The sequence below is a fragment of the Paenibacillus hamazuiensis genome (genome assembly GCF_023276405.1).
In the GTDB taxonomy this organism is placed as follows: domain Bacteria; phylum Bacillota; class Bacilli; order Paenibacillales; family NBRC-103111; genus Paenibacillus_AF; species Paenibacillus_AF hamazuiensis.
The window spans coordinates 2,200,691-2,220,413 of sequence record NZ_JALRMO010000001.1; the positions used below are offsets into that span (position 1 = coordinate 2,200,691).

The 19,723-nt window shown below is 53.2% G+C and carries 16 protein-coding genes and 1 pseudogene; 16 read left to right on the plus strand and 1 reads right to left on the minus strand.

Features of this window, described 5'->3' with window-relative positions:
* The 11 genes and pseudogenes from MYS68_RS09670 (at position 1) to MYS68_RS09715 (ending at position 12,643) form a co-directional block, all read left to right on the plus strand.
* On the plus strand, positions 1-2,907 hold the full coding sequence (locus MYS68_RS09670) for an ABC transporter permease (protein WP_248925640.1): 2,907 nt from the start codon (positions 1-3) through the stop codon (positions 2,905-2,907).
* Between the two features lie 2 nt (positions 2,908-2,909).
* Positions 2,910-3,797 carry an ABC transporter ATP-binding protein gene (locus MYS68_RS09675; RefSeq protein ID WP_248925641.1) on the plus strand — a complete coding sequence of 296 codons (888 nt, stop codon included), beginning with the start codon at positions 2,910-2,912 and terminating at the stop codon, positions 3,795-3,797.
* Between the two features lie 96 nt (positions 3,798-3,893).
* Positions 3,894-5,966 carry a hypothetical protein gene (locus MYS68_RS09680; protein ID WP_248925642.1) on the plus strand — a complete coding sequence of 691 codons (2,073 nt, stop codon included), beginning with the start codon at positions 3,894-3,896 and terminating at the stop codon, positions 5,964-5,966.
* 137 nt (positions 5,967-6,103) lie between these two features.
* On the plus strand, positions 6,104-6,865 hold the full coding sequence (locus MYS68_RS09685; protein ID WP_248925643.1) for a GTP cyclohydrolase II: 762 nt from the start codon (positions 6,104-6,106) through the stop codon (positions 6,863-6,865).
* Positions 6,866-7,029: 164 nt separating this feature from the next.
* Positions 7,030-7,533 (plus strand): annotated as a pseudogene (locus MYS68_RS38490) (spore germination protein); the annotation flags it as partial.
* A 64-nt stretch (positions 7,534-7,597) separates the two neighbouring features.
* Entirely contained in the window at positions 7,598-8,524 is a 927-nt protein-coding gene (locus tag MYS68_RS38495) for a spore germination protein (protein ID WP_338043559.1), read from the plus strand.
* Positions 8,521-9,702, plus strand: a complete 1,182-nt coding sequence (locus MYS68_RS09695) for a Ger(x)C family spore germination protein (protein WP_248925644.1) — start codon at positions 8,521-8,523, stop codon at positions 9,700-9,702. The genes MYS68_RS38495 and MYS68_RS09695 overlap by 4 nt, the downstream gene beginning before the upstream one ends.
* Positions 9,703-9,717: 15 nt before the next feature.
* Positions 9,718-10,818 carry a GerAB/ArcD/ProY family transporter gene (locus MYS68_RS09700; protein WP_248925645.1) on the plus strand — a complete coding sequence of 367 codons (1,101 nt, stop codon included), beginning with the start codon at positions 9,718-9,720 and terminating at the stop codon, positions 10,816-10,818.
* 118 nt (positions 10,819-10,936) lie between these two features.
* Complete coding sequence (locus MYS68_RS09705; RefSeq protein WP_248925646.1) at positions 10,937-11,437, plus strand: metallophosphoesterase family protein; 501 nt, start codon at positions 10,937-10,939, stop codon at positions 11,435-11,437.
* A gap of 30 nt (positions 11,438-11,467) precedes the next feature.
* Positions 11,468-11,809, plus strand: a complete 342-nt coding sequence (gene ytxJ / locus MYS68_RS09710; protein ID WP_248925647.1) for a bacillithiol system redox-active protein YtxJ — start codon at positions 11,468-11,470, stop codon at positions 11,807-11,809.
* Between the two features lie 15 nt (positions 11,810-11,824).
* A complete protein-coding gene (locus MYS68_RS09715) occupies positions 11,825-12,643 on the plus strand; it encodes an alpha/beta hydrolase (protein WP_248925648.1) in 819 nt (272 codons plus the stop codon).
* Between the two features lie 87 nt (positions 12,644-12,730).
* On the opposite strand, the gene MYS68_RS09720 is transcribed toward MYS68_RS09715, so the two are convergent.
* Positions 12,731-15,748, minus strand: coding sequence for an ATP-binding protein (locus MYS68_RS09720; protein ID WP_248925649.1), 3,018 nt, complete (start codon positions 15,746-15,748; stop codon positions 12,731-12,733).
* Between the two features lie 145 nt (positions 15,749-15,893).
* Here MYS68_RS09720 and MYS68_RS09725 point away from each other — a divergent pair, with 145 nt between their 5' ends.
* From MYS68_RS09725 to MYS68_RS09745, 5 genes are read left to right on the plus strand one after another with little or no spacing between them, the layout of a single operon-like run.
* On the plus strand, positions 15,894-17,228 hold the full coding sequence (locus tag MYS68_RS09725; RefSeq protein WP_248925650.1) for a glycosyltransferase family 39 protein: 1,335 nt from the start codon (positions 15,894-15,896) through the stop codon (positions 17,226-17,228).
* Positions 17,195-17,914, plus strand: coding sequence for a glycosyltransferase family 2 protein (locus tag MYS68_RS09730; RefSeq protein ID WP_248925651.1), 720 nt, complete (start codon positions 17,195-17,197; stop codon positions 17,912-17,914). Before MYS68_RS09725 ends, MYS68_RS09730 begins: the two co-directional genes overlap by 34 nt.
* Before the next feature lie 7 nt (positions 17,915-17,921).
* A complete protein-coding gene (locus MYS68_RS09735) occupies positions 17,922-18,323 on the plus strand; it encodes a DUF2304 domain-containing protein (protein WP_248925652.1) in 402 nt (133 codons plus the stop codon).
* The gene (locus MYS68_RS09740; protein ID WP_248925653.1) at positions 18,320-18,661 is read left to right on the plus strand and encodes an EamA family transporter; all 342 of its coding nucleotides are present in this window, start codon (positions 18,320-18,322) and stop codon (positions 18,659-18,661) included. The genes MYS68_RS09735 and MYS68_RS09740 overlap by 4 nt, the downstream gene beginning before the upstream one ends.
* Positions 18,662-18,668: 7 nt before the next feature.
* Positions 18,669-19,712: a GNAT family N-acetyltransferase gene (locus tag MYS68_RS09745; RefSeq protein WP_248925654.1), complete on the plus strand. Its 1,044-nt coding sequence runs from the start codon at positions 18,669-18,671 to the stop codon at positions 19,710-19,712.
* The last annotated feature ends 11 nt before the right edge of the window (positions 19,713-19,723 follow it).

Below are 19,723 nucleotides of genomic sequence, written 5' to 3' on the forward strand. Positions count from 1 at the left end.
ATGATTTTACGCAAGATGGTGAAAAACAAATGGCTCGAGCTGAGCCTTTTGGCCGGCCTGATTATTTCCGTCGGCCTCGCCAGCAGCATGCCGATTTATACGGCGGCGATTTTGCAGCGGCTGCTCGTCAAGGATCTGGACCTTCTGCAGGTCAATACGCAGCAGTACTCCGGGGATTACTGGATGTCCATCTATCTCACCGGAGATATTCCATCCGATCGGATCGAAGCCGTGCTGCACAAGACGGACGATTTTATGGTTTCGCAGGCGCACCAAATTTTCGATTTGCCCGTGAAGGAATTTGTGATTGAACGGTCCACCGACAAATACAAGATGGAGCCGGTCGATGCCGAGCGGATCGACGGCAGCAAGCAGCGCATTACCGACATGACGGGGATCAAAGGGTTGGAACAGCACGTGCGGATCGTCGATGGCAGACTGCCTTCCGCGCAGCCGGTCAATGGGGTTTACGAAACGGCGGTGGTCGAAAGCGCCCTGACGAATATGAAGATGGTGCTCGGCAACGAGTTTATTCTGCGGGATGATGCCGGCCAAGAGATGATTCGTGTGAGGCCGGTAGGCGTCATTGATCAAAAAACGTACGACGACGTGTTCTGGTACAACAAGCTGAGCAGTTACAGCGGAAGCATGCTCGTCCCGTTCGAGCTGTTCGAAAAAGATTTTACCCACGAACGGAAGCTGAACGTGCGCTCGAGTTATTGGCTCACTGCGCTCGATTACACCAAAATGCGGCTCCCTCATATCAACCGGTATTTGACCGCTCACCAATGGGTGGAGAACCACCTGGCGGAGAATTACCCTAATTACAACATCAAAGCGCAGGCGATGCCGACGCTGAGCACGTACTTCGAGAAGGAAGAGAAGCTGCGGATGATGCTGTGGTCGCTTAACGTGCCGGTGATGATCATGCTGGCTTTTTACCTGTTCATGGTGGCCAACCTGATCACGGACCGGCAGAAGACCGAAATCGCCGTATTGCGCAGCCGAGGCGCCAGCCGTACGCAAGTGCTGCTCGGCTATTTGGCGGAAGGGGTGTTTCTGGGGGCGATCGCCTTTGCCGCAGGACCGTTTGTCGGGCTGCAGCTTACCCGGGTGCTCGGCGCGTCGAACGGGTTTCTGGAATTCGTGCAGCGGGCGGCGCTGGATGTGCGGATGAACCGGGAGGCCTACGAGTACGGGGCGGTGGCGGTCGCTTGCTCGCTGGTGATGACGCTGATACCGGCGTTTCTAGCAACGCGCGCCACGATCGTCGGCCATAAGCAGCAGATGGCCCGGCAGCAAAAAAGCTCGTTTGTGCATAAATTTTTCATCGATATCGCTCTGCTCGGAGTATCCTTGTACGGGCTGCAATCGTTCCGCCGCAGAATGGCCGATATGGTGTCGCTCGGACTCGACTCGAACGATCTGAAGATGGACCCGCTGCTGTTTCTCGTGCCCGCTTTGTTTATCCTCGGTTCGGCGCTGTTCATTTTGCGCGTGTATCCGTGGTTTATCCGGTTCGTTTATTGGCTCGGCCGCAAATGGTGGCCGCCTTCGCTCTATTCCACTCTGATTCAGGTGGGCCGGCAGGCGGCGCAGTACCAGTTCATCATGGTGTTTCTCGCGATCACGCTGGCGACCGGGCTGTTTAGTGCAAGCGCGGCCCGCACGATCAACAAAAATGCGGCGGAAAAAATCCAATACGGCATCGGCGCCGACGTTGCGCTGCAGATCAAGTGGGAGGACGATGCGCCTCCTCCGGGAATGAACGAAGGCGGCGGAGACAGCGAAGGGGAGAACGCCGTTCCGGCCGTCCCGCTGACGCTGTCCGGCAATACGAAGGTGCAGTTTTCCGAGCCGCCGTTTTTGCCGCTTACGCAGTTGCCGGGTGTTGAGCATGCGGCGAAAGTGTTCAGCAAAAAGGACGTTTCCGTCACCGTAGGCAAAGAGCGGGCGAACGTGCTGCTCATGGGCATCGACACCGACGATTTCGGTCAGGTGGCCTGGCTGCGCGATGGACTGCTCGATCATCATTTCTACGATTATTTGAATCTGATTGCCAGCGATCCGGCGGCCGTGCTCATTTCCCGATCGGTGGCCGAGCAATTCAAAATTAAAGAAGGCGACCGGTTGTATGCAAGCTGGCAGGGAGTGGAAAGCACTCAATTCAAGGTGTTCGGCATCATCGATTATTGGCCTTCCTGGAACCCGAATCCGCAGTCGGGGTTCGGGGCGGCATCCGGCTCGTCTGCCGCGAACAGCAAAAACAAAAAAGTTGTGCTGCCGATGCTCGTCGTCGGCCATCTGTCTTACATCCAGAACAACATGGCGCTCGAGCCATATAACGTATGGCTGAAGCTGAAGCCGGAGGCGTCCAGCCAGGAGCTGTACAAGGCGCTGGAGGAACGAAACATTCCGGTGACGAGCCTCAGCGACGCGAAGCAGGAGCTGATCAAGCAAAAAAACGATCCGTTCCAGCTCGCCATCAACGGCGTCATGACGCTCGGTTTTATCATCTCGATCATCATCAGCTTTTTCGGATTTCTGCTGTATTGGGTGCTTTCCCTGTCGGGGCGCATCCTGCAGTTCGGCATTTTGCGCGCGATGGGCGTCTCGTTTATGCAGCTGATCGGCATGCTGGTCGGCGAGCAGCTGCTGACGTCCGGCGCCGCGGTCGGCATCGGCGTGCTCACCGGGAGCTTGGCAAGCCGGCTGTTCGTGCCGATGTTCCAGCTTTCGTTCAACGCCGCCACGCAGGTGCCGCCCTTTCTCGTCACATTCGATCCGCGCGACCAGCTGCAGCTGTACGCGATCGTAACGCTCATGATTACGATAGGCCTGTTCATTCTCGGTTATATGCTGTCGCGCATTAAAATCCACCAGGCCGTCAAGCTAGGGGAGGATTAACGATGATTCAATGCGATAATCTGGTGAAAATTTACAAGGTCGCCGATCTGGAAGTCGTTGCTTTGCAGGGGCTCGATCTCCATGTCGAGACGGGCGAACTGATGGCGATCATCGGCAACAGCGGCAGCGGCAAATCGACGCTGCTCAACATGCTCGGCGGACTCGACCGGCCTTCGGCCGGCAACTTGGTAGTGGACGGCAAAGATATGCTGAAATTCACCGAAAAAGACCTTGTCAAATACAAGCGGGAAACCGTCGGTTTCGTCTGGCAAAATAACGCCCGCAACCTGATCCCTTATTTGACCGCACTTGAAAATGTCGAGCTGCCGATTCTGCTGCAGGGCCGCCGCAAACGCGAGCGGGCGCTCGAGCTGCTCGATGCGGTCGGCCTCGGCCACCGTACGAAAAACCGGCTCAATCAGCTGTCCGGAGGCGAGCAGCAGCGCGTCGCGATCGCAATTGCGCTGGCGAACAGCCCGAAGCTGCTTCTCGCCGACGAGCCGACCGGCTCGGTCGATACGAAGATGGCGAACCAAATTCTCGATTTGTTTCGCCAGCTCAACCGCCAGCTCGGGCTGACGGTCGTCATCGTCACCCACGACCCGCTGCTGGCCAAGAAAGTCGACCGCGTCGTCGCCATTCGCGACGGAAAGACATCGTCGGAAATCATCCGCCGCAAATCGTATTCGGAGGAGCTGGCGGAGCTAGAGCAGGAAGGGGCGGCGTCTGCAGAGGAGTCGCATGTAGAATATGCGGTGCTTGACAAGGCGGGGCGGCTGCAAATTCCGTCCGGCTATCTCGAAACGATCGGCGTGAAAAACACCAACAAAATCAAGGTTCATCTGGAGGACGGCAAAATCGTGCTGCTTCCTCCGGAGGAGAAACAATAGCGCGGGAAAGTGAGGGAAGACGTTTTGCATCGATATAAATCTTCTTGGCATCGTCATAATTCTTCACGGTTGCTTCTTTCCGCGGCGATAGCCGGGATGATCGCATTCGGCCAGACAGCGACGGCCATGGCGGAAGGCGAGCATTATATGAAGGCGGATATCGAAGAAACGCTCGCGCTGCCCGTCGTTTCGATAGGGGAGGGCAGCTACATCGAGTTGAAAAGGGCTGCCATTCTGCCGGCTGACGGCGGCAAAACGCTGTTTTTCACGATAACGGCGGTCAACGGCAGCGATCGTGAGATCGCTTTTGCGGACTACTGGGTCCGGCCGTACAGCAGTTCGTCCGGTATGCAATTTACGGCCGAGCTTCTGCCACAGGACAAAAGCAAAAACGAAATTCCCGCCGGGGGACGGATGGATTTCTCATTTTATGCAGTGGTGGGCGATGCCGCGGCACTGCAGGATATCGCGCTGCGCGTAACGAAGTGGGATTACACGCTGGAGACTCTCGAGCGGCCGGTCGGTGATATCCGCTTCCGCACGGACGACCTTTCCTACTTGCGCCCGGGCGGCTCATCCAGAGTGATGGAGGTCGGTACCGTACCGGTTCGAGGTACCGTTTCGCGGATGCTTCTCAAGAAGAACGAGAAATATTATTTCCCGCAATTTACGCTCAGGCTTGTCAACGAAGGCGAGGCGAGCGTGCCGCTGCCGGACTACCAATATGCGCTGAGAACGGCGGACGGCGTCATGTTTCCGCTGGACACGGCGGGTGGGGAAAAGCTGTCGCTTCCACCGAGGGTGACGAAAGAGCTGCAGCTTAAATCTTCCGGCGTTCCAGCCGCAACCGAATTTTTCGGCGCGGAGCTGGTCGTTACGCAGACCTTCCCAGGCAATGGCGATGGTAAAGTCACCGCGCCCGTCGCTTTTTTCCGGATTCCGGATACGTCCGATACGCCGGTGTCGCTCGGCCAAGATTACGAATATTCGAACCCGTCGGGGCTGTACAGCCTGAAAGCGGATCAGCTGCAGCGTCTTCCGTGGGACGACCAGGACCTGCTGACCGCGCAGCTCACGATTACGAATAAAGACGAAAGCGGGCTGCCGATTCCCGAGCTTCGCGCCTATTACGTGCTGGATGACGGAGTGAAAATCGAAGCCAAGGCGGTCAAAATCGATCGGCAGGTCGGGCTGCCTGCGGGGCAGGAAACGTTTTTCAAGCTGATCGGGAAAATTCCGTACGATTACCGGTACGGCAGCGCCAAGCTGCTCATCCAGGAGAAAAACGGCGACTCCTCCTATGTCGATGTATGCGAATTTGCGCTTCCACTCGAGTATAAGGGCATGCCAAGCATCACATACGGAAGCAAACGCCCGGTCAGCGGCAGCGGCAGAAATTTGCTGTACGCACCGAGAACTGTTCATACCTACACGGACAAGGGCTCCAAGCTGTACGAGGTGCAGGTCGAAGTGGAAAACACGGATAAGCGCAGCGCGGCGGTCCCCAAGCTGGCCGCATATTTGGAAACGCCGGAGCATGCGATATTTCCGACCAAGGTGCGCGAAGTGAAGGCCAAGCTTAATCCGGAAGGGAAAGCGCTCGTTTCGTTTTGGGCGAAGCTTCCGAAAGAGATGAGCACCGACGGGCTGAAGCTGATTCTGGGCGATGCGGTCACCGACAACCATTTGTCCGGCTTCGACGATAAGCCGGATGCGTTTCTCGATGCCGCCGTGTTCGACTTGCCCGTTGAAAACACCATGGTCAGCCCCGATTTACGGAATGTCGAGCTGTACCCGTACACCGTTTCTATTTGGAATATCAGCACATGGCTGGACGCCAGTCAGCTGCGGATCAATTTCCTGTACGATCTCAGCAAAGATTCGTATTACGAAACGAGCACGGACGGACAGAAGCTTGTGCTTCAGCTTGAGGATAGCAACGGCAACATATCAATGACGCAAAAGTTTTATTTTGAAAAAGGGCCTGACGACGACGACGTTTATCTCGAACTGGGCGAGCACAGCTACAAATGGGTGAAATCCGACAAGGATCTGATCGCCAACATTCAGACGCTCAAGACGTATAAACTGTCGATTTACCATGAGTTTCAAGGGCAGAGCAAGCTGCTGGCGTCCAAGGAGATCACCTGGTTCGGCTTGTCGGACTAAGCGATGGGGGATGTTTGTGCCGAAATCGATCGGCATAAGCATCCCTTATGCTTTTCAAGGTTACAAACATCGGTTTTTGCACAAAATAACATCATTTACCGGAAACATCCAAAATTGCCGCCGGAGGAGACTAAGCTATGACCGTTACGAAGCATGTCGACCCAAGTGTCGTTTCGCTTTTGCAGGAAAAAGTAAAATCGATCAAAACACGGAAAGGAGCCATCTACCTGGTCGGCCCGATCCGATTGCCGGTTAATTTGATGGGGGAGACAATTTTGTTCCAATGGTACTGCTGGTTAAATTGCGACGAGGCGACGGAAGATATGGGACGGATCATTGCCAAGCTATCTTCCGCCAATTTAGCCGAGTACCAGCAATCGAGCGTACTCGTTCACGGCGATTTTCAAAACGCCGATCATGCGTTGATCCGCTTTCATTCCATCTGCCATACCGGAGATATTTTCGGCAGCAAGCGCTGCGATTGCGGCTACCAGCTGAAACAATCGCTGAAGCATATCGCTGAGCATGGTGCGGGTGCGTTGTTTTATTTGGCCAATCATGAAGGCAGAGGCATCGGGTTGTTCAGCAAGGCGCTTGCATATATTTTGCAAGAGAACGGTTACGATACCGTGGACGCGAATCTGAAGCTCGGCTTTGCGGATGACGAGCGTAACTACAGCGACGCGATAGAAGTGCTGAAGGCGCTTCGAACGAAGCCGGTCACGCTCATTACGAACAATCCGCGAAAATTGGAGGCTTTGCGGGCGGCGGGACTGGACGTCGAAGACCGGGTCCAGCTTTGGGGAGACGTTTCCGAATATAACGAGAAGTATTTGAAAACGAAAATCGAGCGTTCCGGCCACCTGAATGAAGGGAACGGATGCTGCGATAACGACTGACTCGGCGCCCAAGGCGCTTTTTTTGTTCATTTAAATCTGAACTTGAACCGTTGAGATAAATAAAATGAGGTAATCAAGGAATAATAAGGAAATAGCTTCTATTGTTTTCAATCCTGAGCAAATCGGTGGGTACGATGAGAAAAAAAGCGAAGAGGATCGAAGCAATGCAGCTGGAAGAGCTCGCTCATACGACGGATGCGGAAATTTCCGAAAATCTGCAGGACAATGAAGCTTTTGTCCGCAATGTCTTCGACAAATGTTCGGACATTTCGGTCCGCAGGATTCTGCTTCCCGGCTCCTTATCTTGCATGGCGGTGTATCTGAGTGTTTTGATCGATGAATCGACGTGGGACGAGGGTGTGCTTGAGCCGCTGATGAGCTTCGAGCCTGAAAAAGGCGAGGATCCGGCCGGCCTGCCGGAGCGGTTAAAGGGCGAACTGGCATTTTCCACCCCGCCGCAGTTGGTCGGAACGATGACAGATGTCATTGAGCAGATCGTTCAGGGCAGTATCGTATTATTTTTCGAATCGTATAAACAGGCGCTTGCCTTTCACACAAAAAGCAAAAATCATCGCCAATTGGAAGAACCGCGAACGGAAGCGGTCATTCGCGGTCCCCGTTTCGGATTTATTGAAGATCTGTATGTCAATATGTCTCTGTTACGGCAGTTGATCCGCAGTCCGAAATTGAAGATGGAGCGGATGACCGTCGGCAAGATCAGCCGTACCGAACGTGGCGATTGTTTACCTGGAAGGTTATGCTGCGCCGGGCGTGGTCGAGGAAATCAAAAAACGCCTCACGCAAATAGAGATGGATTCCATCGTCGGCTCCGGTTACATCGAGGAATTTATCAGCGACCACCCATACTCGCCATTCCCTGTAACGCGATCGACCGAGCGGCCCGATGCTGCCGCGGCATCTTTAATTTCCGGAAAAGTGGCACTGCTCGTCAACGGTACGCCGATGACGCTTCTAATGCCCGTCACTTTCTGGTACGGCTTTCAATCTGTCGAGGATTATTACACCAACTTCATATTTGCAACGATGCTGAGGTGGCTCCGGTTTATATTTGCATTTTTTGCGATGGTGCTTCCCGCCGTCTATGTAGCCGTTACGACATTCCATCAGGAAATGATCCCGACCAGCCTGGCTCTAAGTCTGGCGAATGCCAGAGAGGTCGTTCCGTTTCCGGCCATGATGGAAATTTTGATCATGGAGGTAACCTTCGAGGCGCTTCGGGAAGCGGGCGTCCGGCTTCCCCGCCCGGTCGGCCAAACCATCAGCATCGTAGGCGCACTCGTGATCGGACAAGCGGCGGTGCAGGCGGGAATCATATCCGCCCCGATCATCATCGTCGTGGCTATGACCGGCATCGCGTCGTTTCTGATTCCTCATACGAGCATGAGCCAGGCGTTCAGCATTATGCGGTTCCCCATGGTGATTTGCGGAGGTATGTTCGGACTTTACGGTGTAAGCGCAGGGGTCATTGCGTTGCTGATCCACATCAGCATGATGAGTTCCTTCGGCGTACCTTATTTATGGCCGCTCGCGCCCTTCAACCGCACCGGACTGGAGGATGTTTTGGTTCGGGCACCCTGGCATGTCATGTATAAAAGGCAGCAACATATTCAAATGATGCTGGAGATGAGGAAGCGATGAAGCCGTCCGCAATCATGATGCGCTGCATCTTGATCTTGACCGTCAGCGCGATGCTTACCGGCTGCTGGGATCGTAAGGAAATAGACGAGCTCGCTCTCGTTATGGCAAGCGGCATCGATATGACAGACGACGACCAAATTGAACTGACACTACAGATCGCTTTGCCTACCGGTATGCCGGGACTGCTGCAAGGCTCGGCGAAAGGAAAACCGGTTATGGCGATTTCGGTAAAAGGATCCAATGCGCACGAGTTGATCGGCCAACTGCAGCAGCGGCTGTCCCGTAAAATTTTTTTCGGCCATCGCGGTATTGTTATTATCGGCGAATCCTTTGCCAGACACGGCATCGATCAAGTTCTCGATACACTGCTGCGGTTCCCGGAAAGTCGTTACAATTCCTATATTTTGACAACACAAGGGGCGTCGGCCAAGGAGATTTTGCAGCTGCCATACCACATGGAACTGATTCCCGCAATTGGGATGAAAACGATGCAAGCCGCAAAATACAGTACGGCCACCAAGATCGATGAATTTCTCAATTCGGTCTCCACCCATGAAATTCAGCCGTATACCGCGGCCATTCGGCGTACGAAGATGCAGGAGGGCGAGTCAGGGTTCGAGATCGATCAAACCGCCGTATATTTGGATAACAAGCTGGTCGGATATTTGTCGGGAAAGCATTTGAAAGCGTTCAGAATGATGCATGACCAAGCCAAACGGCTGAAGTTGGCAATAAAGATCGAACCGGAGAAAAAGTTCACGAAAGGTACCCTTACCGTTGATATTCTCCATTTCGAAAAGAACATTCGCACTTTTGTGGATGCTGGCGGGAGCTTGCAGGCGGAGGTGTCCGTCCGGGCGAATAGCAGGGTCTCAGCCAACGATACGACCTTGAATTTAAGCAAAACCGCGGATCTTACCCGCGCAGAGAGCGCGTTATCGCAGGAACTGCACGACATGATCGCCGGCATGATCTCGCAGACTCAAGACGAATTCAAGTCGGATGTTGTCGGTTTCGGGAAAGCGCTGCATACTCAGCATCCGGAGGAATGGAAGAAACTGAAGAGCGGCCCGTGGTTGGAGGCATATCCGAAAATGTCCGTCCGGGTGAACGCCGAGCTGCGAATCGTTCGTGTAGGAAGAACGCAAGAGTCGGGGCATTTGCTTGAGGAACGCTGACGAGGGGGGAGTCTCTTGAAAATTACCGGGCTTCAGCTTTTTTGGATGATTTTGATCATGGAAGTCGGGATGACGCTGGTCATGACGCTTACGCCGGGAGTACAGGCGGCAGGACAGGATCTGTGGATTTCCATCCTGATCGCCGGTTGCATTGCGATGCTGATCGCCTGGATAGTCACCAACGCCGCCCATCTCCATCCCGGACAAGATCTGATCCGCTTAAGTCAGACCATCCTGGGAAGCGTATTTGGCAAAATCGTTGTCGTCGTCTATTTGGTGCAGTGGTATACCATCATTCCGATCGTGCTCAGACAATTCACTGACGTCATCAATATCATGATCATGCCGGAAACGCCGAAACTTGCGGTTATGATCGTCATGGTGCTGCTCATTTCCTATGCAGCTTATTACGGTGGTATCGTATCCATTGCGCGCTGCAGCGAAATGCTCGGGCCTATCGTTGTTTTGATGATCGTGCTTGTATTGCTCACGAGCCTAAATAATGTTGACGTGAGGAATCTGTTGCCGGTATTCGTGGACAACGGGGCCCAGGCGATCCTCAAAGGCGCACTGCCTTCCGCTTCTTATCTTGGACATTGCGTCGAATATCTTATGCTCGCAGCGTTTCTGTATCAGCCCGAAAAAGGAAAGCCTTACGTTTACTGGGCCGTCGGCGGCGCCACATTTCTGGTGCTCGTTGCGATGACGATGACGCTCACGACCATTAGCGTCCATATGAGCCCCCGGCTATGGTATCCTTTTTTCGAGATGACGCGAAAAATATCATTGTTCGGATTTATCGAGAACCTCGATCCTTTAACCATAATCACCTGGGTGGCCAGCGTGTTCATTAAATTGGCGGTATATTTGTTCATCGCGGCTTACGGAACCGCCGAATTGCTCGGGATCAAAAATTGGCGGAACCTGGTGCTTTGGATCGCTCCGGTCATCGTGGCATTCGCTTTGCTTCCGAAAAACGTGACGCAAGCAACTTCGAATTATTTGCTTAATTACTGGGTGCCCGTCGCGATGCCCGTCAATATGATCGGACTTCCTTTGCTGCTTCTTGTAGTGGGGAAGATCCGGCAGCGGAGAAACGGAGCCGGATCTTCCTGATCCGCTTCGCAAATCTTTTGGCGGCGATCCCGGCTTGTTGATGCCGTTTTTCTTCACCTGCCCGTCTGTGGTAAAATAAAGGGACGTTAGCTTTAGCAAGCAGGAAGGAGGGGGCGGGATGCGCATAGGCGTAGTCAGCGATACGCACCTGAGCCCGCGGGCGGATCGGCTGCCGCAGGCGCTCGTGGACGGACTGCAGGGCGTGGAACTGATTTTGCACGCGGGAGACTGGACCAGTCCGCATATTGCGGATTTGCTCGGAGAAATCGCGCCCGTCGACGGAGTGGCGGGGAATAACGACGGAAGCGATATCATCGCCCGTTTCCGCATGAAAAAGCTGCTTACGCTGGGGAGCCACCTTGTAGGCATCGTACACGGACATATCGGCTCCCGGTCGACGCTGGACAACGCGATAGAGGCTTTCCGCGGCGATGGCCCGGATGTTATCATTTTCGGGCATTCGCATATTCCTTATATCGGAAAGCATCAAGGAGCGCTGCTGTTCAACCCGGGATCGCCGACCGACAAACGGTTCCAGCCCAAATATTCTTACGGTATTCTGGAGCTGGGGCAGGGAGAGGCCAAGGCGACTCATTATTATTACGAAGCGAAGCAATAATGATTAATCATCTGCAGGAGGGAACGTGTCATGGCCAATTGGAAAGAAATTACGACCGTCGAGGAATGGAACAGCTTGTTTGAAGGTTCGAATGAGAAGCCGTTCGTCATATTGAAGCACAGCACCCGCTGCCCGGTCAGCACGAACGCGCTGGAGGAATACGACAGCTATTTGGGTAAGTCGCCGAACGAAGACGTGAATTACTACATGGTCAAGGTGATCGAGTCCCGTCCGGTATCGAACAAGATTGCCGAAGACACCGGCATCACTCACGCTTCGCCGCAAATCTTGTATATCAAAGACAAATCAGCGTACTGGAATACCTCGCATTGGTCCATCACTTTGGAGCATATGACCGCTGTTCTTAATTAACCGGAGGGACGGTTTATGGCCATTCATCACGTGCCCTTCTTTTCGGGGGCGTTATACAGCCGCAAAACTTGCTGCGTTTACGTTCCGCCCGGGTATGACAGTTCCGATGAGGATACGGCTTATCCCGTCATTTACCTGCTGCACGGGCTTTACGGCCACCAGCTGAGCTGGCTGCAAAACGGCAGCGCCGAACCGACGCTCGACCGCATGATCGAAAGCGGTGAGCTTCGCCCGTGCATCGTCGTGATGCCGGATGACGGCGGGTACGACCACGGTACGTTTTATATCGATTGGTACGACGGCAGCGGCCATTTCGAGCAATACTTCGTCTACGATCTCGTCCCGCATATCGACCGCAACTTTCGTACCGCCGCGGACCGCAGGCACCGCGTTCTGTCCGGGTTGTCGATGGGCGGCTTCGGCGCCTGTTACCTCGCTTTGCGGCACCCCGATCTGTTCGGGGCTGCGGCGAGCCTATCGGGAGCGCTCGGCTCCACAGCCGAGTTCGGCGAGAAAGAATTCGCCCGCTCGAATTTCGGCCGTATCGTCGGGCCGGCCGGAGGGCCTTATGCCCGCGAACGCGATTTGTACCGGCTTGCCGAATCGAAGATCGGGTCGCCGGATCGGCCAGCGTTGTATTTTAACTGCGGCGTCGAAGACTATCTGCACCCGATGAATATGGCGTTTAAACGGCATTTGGACGCGATCGGTTACCCGTACCGGTACGAAGAATTCGCCGGAGAGCATAACTGGGCGTATTGGACCGGGCATTTGCCCGACGCGCTCCGCTTTCTGGAAGACTGGTTTGCCGGCCAAAGCCATGTCGGGAGCTGAAGCATACAAAGCGAACAAAACCCTCGTCCGTCATTTCAAGCTGCAAATGATGGGCGAGGGTTTATTCGTTTACTTCCGGCTCCAGCCTTATTGTTTTCGCCCGCAGCCCCATTCGGCATACAGACGCCGGGCTTCGTTCAAATATGTTCCGGCCTGGTTGTGGCCGGTATCCGCGTACAGTCGGCCGGCCCATTCGCTGGCCAGCGCCGCGATCTGTACGTAACCATGGCGCCGTGCCTCGCGGATGGCCTGATCGTATTTGTCCCATGCGACCGTGAAGCGCCCGGAGATGCGGTGCATCTCGGCTTCCACGAGCAGAAGCTGGTGCAAATAATTGTCGGGAGAATGTTTGGCCCACTTGGCGAGAAAGCGGCGGTGCCCGTGCAATGTTTTGCGGATTTGCCGCTGCTCGGGGGCGGAAGCTTTGCCGTAAAAACGCGTTAACGCGAGAGCCCCGTAAAACCGGTACAAATGAACATGAACGAGGCCGAACAAGGACGCAATGGTGGGGCCTGCCGCATCATACACCGTTTTGGCATCCTCGGGACGGTCCAAGATCAAATGCGCCTGCAGCTGCAAGCTGTAGTAAGTATGGATGGGGGCGTAGTTCGCCAAGCCTTTCAATGCATCCAATGTTTTCGCGTCAATGAATTCCCCGGGCTGCAGGTCTTCTTGCCGCCAGTCGCGATCTTTCATAAACAGTAAAAACCGCTGCACCGAAGTCAAAATAAGCATCGTATCGCGATCCTTTGTCCGGCACACGAACGGAGCGTATTCCTCGGACTCCCGGTATATATCCTCCAATGAATCGCCGCACATGACCCGCATCATAAAGCTGTGTGCGATCGCATAGCCGGCATAAACCAAATCGCCCGATTCGAGCCCGAGCCGGTAAGATTTTTGAAGCAGCCCAACATGGCCGGCCAAATGCTCCTTGATGTTGCATGTGAACGCTCCCGCCATAAAATATACTTTGCCGCGAATCGACAGGTTTTGAAACTGTTCGCTGAGCTGCCGGCTGAGCGATCCGAACGCGCAGCCGCTTTGCAGCCGGCCGAGCAGGGCGCTCAGAATAACGCCGTAAATCATGTAAGCGAGCGGGGAGCCTTCCGAGTTTCCGTGATCGAGCGAAAAATTAAACATTTTCAGCATCAGCAGCACGTAAGTATCGGGGTCGAGAAAATAAACCGGCGGGATCAAATTCACCATTAGCATGATGACGGCTTTATGATCGGGATCGGTCATTTGCGGAATGTAGAGCAAATCGACCGGCTTTTTGAGACCGAGCTTCCAGCGCGATTTGACAAGCTCCGCCGCAATCAAAGCCCGGTTCGGGGCGATCGGTACGCGGATTCCGAACAGCCTCAGTCCCTCGAGCCCGACCTCCATCGCTTTTTCATGCATGCCGATGTTCGTATACAGCACCATCATCAGGTTATACGCCTCGGCTTTTTCCCGGTTCGTTTTCACATGCTGCAAAATCAGCGAAAAGGACCGTTCCGCTTCCTCAAAATGACCGCACAAATATTCCGTTTCCGCCAAATTCATATACACGCTCAGCGTAAGCTGATATTGGAGCTTCCAGCTGTTTTTGTCGAGAAGCTGCGTGCATTTCGCAAAATATTTATGCGCCGTTTCGAAGGCGGTGTTTTGTTTGGCCTTGCGGCCGGCTGCGATATTAAGCCGGACGAGCTGCTCTTTCTCCCTCGGTACGGCTAACCGGTCCATGCCTTTGTTCCATTGGTCGGCGATGTCAAAAACGGCGGATTCCTGCTGCTGCGGGTTATAGAGCCGCAGCATTGCGGAGCCGATGCTGCGGTGAATTTCACAGCATTTATCTTTCGAAATCATCGAATAAACAGCCTGCTGCATCCGGTCATGGACAAAGTGGTAGATCTGCTCCGGCGCATCCGATTCCGGTGCCTCGGAATCGGAGGCGGAGGCGCGGTCTTTGCGGAAAACGGCGACGATTCCTTCACGTTCGGCAAGTTTGGCAAGCTGTTCGGCGGTACCGATCTCCATGCCGACTGCTTCGCTGAGCAAACGCAAGGAAAAGGTGCTTCCGATGCATGCCGCTGTCATCAGAAACCACTGCAGCTCCTGAGGCAACCGCCTAACCTTCTCGGCGAGGAAGTCCGTCATGTTTTCCGTTAGATGCAGCTCGTCGATTTCGCCTAAATCCCACTGCCAGCTTCGCTTTTGTCGGTCGAAAGAAAGCAGCTTGCGATCGTGCAGCGATTTGAGAAGCTGCCGGGTAAATAGCGGATTGCCTTTCGTTTTGCGAATCAACAGCCCGGCCAAAGGGGAGAGCGCTTCCGATTCGGCGGAAAACGTATCGACAAGCAGGTGAAGGGCCTGCTCTGCGGAGAACGGGTCCAGTCGGAAATGCTGCAGCCGGGGAAGGGGGGATTTGGCCAGCTTGGTCATCAGCCTGCCGAGCGGATGAGCTCCGCCGACCTCTTTGTCGCGGTATGCCCCGATGAGCAGCAGATAAGATAATTCCGAGCCTGCCGTAATCGTTTCGAGCCAATGCAGCGATGCAGGGTCCGCCCATTGCAAATCGTCGAGGAACAGGATAAGAGGCTGTTCCGCGGTAGCGACCGCTTTCATAAATTGCAGAGTCGTGCCTACAAGCCGGTTTTGCATTTCGGCCGGAGGCAGCTTTTGAACGGGAGGCTGCTTGCCGACAACAAGCTCGAGATCGGGGGCGATGTCGAGCAAAATTTGACAGTTTCCGCCGGCGGCGTCCGCAATGCGCCGCCTTATATTCGCCAGCTCCTCTTTTCGGAGCGTGAGCAGATGTCGGACGTATTCGTGGATCGCTTGAACGATCGCCTGATAAGGCTCGTCCCGCCTAAACTGCTCGAACTTGCCTTTCAAGAACAGGGCGCTGCCGCCGGCCACCGATTTGTGAAACTCGTAAATAAGCCGCGATTTTCCGATTCCGGAGTCTCCGGACACAAATATGGTTTCGTGACCGCCCTGCAAAACGCGGCGGTAAGCTTCGCCAAGCAGCAGGAGCTCCGCGTCCCGGCCGTATATTTTATCCGGTAATTGAAAAGGGTTTACCTCTTGTAATGGATCGGTTTTGGCTATCGGCTGCAAGAGTAAATCCTCCTTGGTAAAAAACGCTCTTTTTTTACACTTTTTTCACACTTTTTTCACAAAATGATTGCGATCAGATAACGGTGTGTGCAATAATTAATACGGTTAAGGACAATCTGATGCTGTAGCCCGGAGCTGTGAATAAATGGACTTATTTTATCAAAAATACTTATACCGGTTGAATCAAATATATCATAAATACAAGGAGCCGGCATACAGGCTCTATGATAGATACAAGGATTGCGATTTCATCTATTATATCCCGTTCGCACTGCTTTCCCTCAATGTAAGAATCAGCCATTACTTCTACCGTTTGAAGCCCGGCAACAGTCTTCCCCAGGCGGATGATTCTCAGTGGTACATCGATTACGCCCGCAACCTGCTTGCCCATTTTAAGATAGGCTTGGAAATGAACGATATTTTATACTTCGGGTATAACGTGCTGCTTGCCGTACTGCTCGCCATTTTCAAGGATCCCCACGCCATTATTATCATTCAGGCCATAACCGCTGGCCTCAGCGTCATTCTTGTGTATAAAATTGCGAAAATATTGTTTAACCGGCTAACCGCCGTGCTCGCCTGCTATTTCTTTTACGACAAATACGATATCACGTTATGGGCGATGTACATTTTGTCGGACAGCTTTTTTATCAGCCTGCTGCTGTTATGCGTCTATTTATTGCTCAAATCGTTCGAATCCGAAAAGCGAATTTACAAGATCCTGTTTGCCGCATCGGCTTTATACATGATCGTATTCCGGCCGGCCGGCATCATCACGATAGCCTTTATTCTGGTTTATATCCTATTGCGCATGCCCGGTCAGAAGCTGCTCGGTTTTCTCAAAAAATACCGTCTTGCGATCGGAGGAGTGCTGGTTGCCGGACTGTCGGCTGTCATTTTTTTGTACGCAGGGCATAAGCTCGACCCGCTCATTACTTCCATGCAGTTCAATGCCAAAAAGGTATTGTACAATATTTACGCACGGGGGTGGATATACGACAAGCCGTCCGACTACGATATGCCTTACAAGCCGAACTACAACATTAATATATTGAACAGCCTGATACTTAGCTTTATAATAAACAATTGGGATCACGTGTTGGCATTATACGGAAGAAGGATCATCGCTTTTCTCGGGAGCTGGGTATGGAAGACGGATGTAAGCAGCATGAAAGGGATCTTCAACTTGCTCGTCAATTTGATTCCGACGGTTTTATTTTTGCTGGGCACATATGCCGCTATAGCAAACAAGCTGTTTCGAAGAGCCTCCATCTTATGGCTGCTTGTCCTGTCCGTATTTGTATTTTGCATCGTTTTTTTTATCGACGGAATGTATCGGTACAAGGCGCCCGGCATTCCTTTTATAGTAATCATTGCCGCTTACGGGGCGGACATTGTTATCCGTAGATTGATAGTCGTTGCCAAAAAATATGTGGGGATGCGGGTATGGGACAAGATAGGGTTCAAGGAAAAGCACTGATCGTCATTCCGGCTTTTAACGAGCAGCACAACATATTAAAAGTGATCGGGGATATCCGCGAGAGTCTCCCCGACTTCGATATTTTGGTCATCAACGACTGTTCGCACGACGCGACTTCCGCTTATGCACGAAAGGCGGATGGAATCAAGGTGATCGACCTTCCGTATAATCTTGGCATCGGAGGGGCCGTTCAAACCGGCTTTAAATATGCGCACGCACGCGGTTACGAGTACATGGTGCAGATCGACGGGGACGGGCAGCATTTGCCGCGAGAGGTCGTCAAACTGCTCGGCGCCATGGAACGAAGCGGCAGCGATATGGTGATAGGATCGCGTTTCCTCGATATCCAGTCGTTTCGCACGACGTGGCTCCGAAGATTCGGCATTAAAGTGTTTTATGTGCTGTTCAGGCTGCTGATTAAAACCAAGGTGACGGACAGCACGTCCGGATTCCGCATTTACAACAGCAAAAGCATCGAACTGTTAAGCAGGCATTATCCCGATGATTATCCCGAACCGGACGCCATCATTCTCCTTAAAAAGCACGGGCTGAGCATTTGCGAGGTCGGCGTGGAAATGAGAGAACGGGAGCACGGCTCTTCCTCTATTACGCCGATCAAAAGCCCTTATTATATGGCTAAGGTAATTTTATCGATATTGTTCTCCTATACGAGAACAAGGTGGTGAACGCACGATGGGGAACGGACTTCATATTTACAGCTTTCAGCTGATGGGCATCGCATTCAGCCTGATCGTGATCGTTTCCGTTTTTTTAATGGTCAGGGCGAGAATGATCAAAGAAAAATATTCGCTGATCTGGTTTTTGGTCGGATTGTTTACATTGGTGATGTCCATTTTCAGAGATTTGCTGGAGTCGTTTTCCCAGCTGATCGGGGTCGACTATGCGCCTTCCGCTTTTTTTGGCTTCCTGATCGTATGCGCTTATTTTTTGCTCCTCAACATGAGCGTCAGCATCTCCGGTCTCAAGATGCACAATAAAGCGCTGACCCAGGAGCTCGGACTTACCAAGCTCAGGCTGGAGGAGCTGGAGAAAAAGATCAACAAAAGCGAGGGGGACTTCAAATCCAGTATTTGATGTTGTTTGCCAGCGTTTCGATGACCGTCGTCGCGAGCACGCTGCTGAAAATCGGAAGCCGTGCCGTCAATTTTGACGGAGCGATATTATCGATACTGCTGGGGTACATGTCTTCTCCGCTTATTATCGCGGGTTTCGCTTCCTACGCGGTAGGAGCCGTTTTATGGGTATACTGCCTGTCCAAATTCGATCTGAGCTACGTCACCTTCGTTTCCAGCTTTCAGTACATTTTGCTCGTTCTGGTATCCATCGTCGTGTTTCACGAGCAGATCAGCATGATGAAGTGGGCGGGCTGCGTTTTTATTTTGATAGGCGTATTTTTCTGGTTGAAAGGATAACCGTTTGATGTTCCATTTTGCTCTTTACACCGAGTCCATGAAGGAGGAGTGGGACCGATTCGCGCAGCAGCGGGGGACGGTTTTTCATACGACCGCCTTCCGGCGGATCCTGCTGGACTCTTTCGGATACAGCTGCAAATATCATGCCGTTATGGACGGGCAAAACCGCATTCGCGCGATATTTCCGCTTGTGGCGGGCCGCAATCTCGGACTGAAGCAGGCCGCCGTTTCCCTCCCATTTGTCAATTATACCGACATTTGTGCAGACAGCGAAGAAGCCTTCCGGTTTGCCATCGATTCCATCGCACGGTTAAAGGATCAAGGCGGGCTCGACTATATCGAGCTGCGGCTGAAAGACCAAAGCTTGAACGACCCCGTTTGGAATCTGAATTTGCAAAATCATACATTTGTGCTGCCGCTGTCGGACGATGAGGAAAAAGTGCTGTCGCTTTCGAGCGGCAGCAACCGAAACCATGTGCGGAAGGTGTACAAAAACGACTGGTTTCAAGCCTCCTTCGACCAGGCCCATCTGGACGCTTTTTACAAGGTGTATGTGAGAAGGATGAAGCAGCTTGGTTCTCCGGCGCCGGACATCCGTTTCTTTCGTAATTTTTTCAAGTGTTTGCCGGACAACTCTTTTTTGCTCACCGTACTGGACAAGCAGACGGGACAAGTGGTCGGGGGGATGCTGCTGCTCACAAGTCCCGCCAATTCCACGTTATATTATCCGTATGGCGCGAACCTGATCGAGTATAACGGCAAATACTTAAACAACTTCATGTATTGGGAAGCCGTCAGATTCGGCATTCGTAGCGGCATGAAGCATCTGGATCTCGGCCGCTCGCAGACAGGGTCCGGGACGTACAAATACAAAGAGCAGTGGGGAGCCGTCGCGCAGCAGCTCAACTATTGCGTATACGATGGCGGCGCCGGACGGCATAGCGCTCCCGACAAGGAAAAACTGGGCTTTTTTATCGAAATGTGGAAGGTGACTCCCGGCTTTGTAACCGATTATGTGGGGAAAAAGCTGATCAAGTACCTCCTGCCGTAAAAAGCGCGTAC